This is a genomic window from Streptomyces sp. NPDC014734 (assembly GCF_043083325.1).
Taxonomy (GTDB): Bacteria; Actinomycetota; Actinomycetes; order Streptomycetales; family Streptomycetaceae; genus Streptomyces.
Genome location: NZ_JBIBYN010000022.1, coordinates 30,916 through 32,098 on the forward strand (window position 1 = coordinate 30,916; position 1,183 = coordinate 32,098).

The window sequence follows — 1,183 nt, forward strand, 5'->3', positions numbered from 1 at the left end:
TGTCGGCGGGGGGGGGGGGGGGGGGGTTGGGGGGGGTGGGGGGGGGGGGGGTGGGGGGGGGGGGGGGGGGGGGGGGGGCCCCCCCCCCCCCCCCCCCCCCCGGCCGGGAATTCCCTCGTCGCCCCGCAGACCGTCGAAACCTGGAGAGCCGTGACCGAGCCGAACCTGTCCGAACTGCTCGACCTCGCCCTGGAGGCCGCCCGTCGTGCCGGAGAACTGCTGCGCGACGGCCGTCCGGCCGATCTCGGGGTGGCCGCGACGAAGTCCAGCCCGATCGACGTCGTCACCGAGATGGACATAGCCGCCGAGAAACTGATCACCGGCTTCCTCGCCGAGCACCGCCCCCGGGACGGCTTCCTCGGCGAGGAGGGCGCGAGCGCGCCGGGCAGCAGCGGCATCCGCTGGGTCATCGACCCGCTCGACGGCACCGTGAACTACCTGTACGGCCTGCCCACGTGGGCCGTGTCCATCGCCGCCGAACGGGACGGCGAGCGGGTCGTGGGCGTGGTCGAGGCCCCGATGCGCGGGGAGACGTACCGGGCGGTCCTCGGCGGCGGTGCGTACGTCAGCGGCGGCGCGTACGGCACCGGCACCGTGCTGCGTTGCCGGCCCGCCCCGCCGCTCGATCAGGCACTCGTGTCGACCGGATTCAACTACGTCGCCGGCGTCCGCGCACACCAGGCGGACGTGGCGCAGAGGATGATTCCCCGGCTGCGCGACATCCGGCGCGGCGGCTCGGCGGCCGTGGACCTGTGCGATGTCGCCGCGGGCCGCCTCGACGGCTACTACGAGCGCGGTCTCCACCCCTGGGACCTGGCGGCGGGCGACCTCATCGCCCGCGAGGCGGGTGCCCGCACCGGCGGCCGCCCCGGGCGGCCCGCCGACGGCGACCTGACCGTCGCCGCCGTGCCGGGGGTCTTCGAGCCGCTGCAGGCCCTGCTGGAGGAATTCGGCGCCTGGCACGACTGAGAACCAGTCGGGTGCCCTCCGAAAGGCTCCGCCCCTCTGCCGTCCGGGTGGGGCCGTGAGGCCCCGGAAAGGCCCCGGAGAGCCCCGGAGACGTGGGGGGGGGGCCCCCGCCCCCCCCCCCCGCGCGGGGGGCCCCCCCCCCCCCCGGCCAGCCGGGCGGGGGCGCGCGGTTGTAACCCGCGGGGGCGGCGCGGCGGGGGGGGGGGGCGGGCGC

At 78.0% G+C, this 1,183-nt stretch carries 1 protein-coding gene; it reads left to right on the forward strand.

From position 1 onward, the window contains the following. Positions 1-150: 150 nt before the first annotated feature. Positions 151-969 carry an inositol monophosphatase family protein gene (locus ACF1CT_RS28865; protein WP_391786911.1) on the forward strand — a complete coding sequence of 273 codons (819 nt, stop codon included), beginning with the start codon at positions 151-153 and terminating at the stop codon, positions 967-969. The last annotated feature ends 214 nt before the right edge of the window (positions 970-1,183 follow it).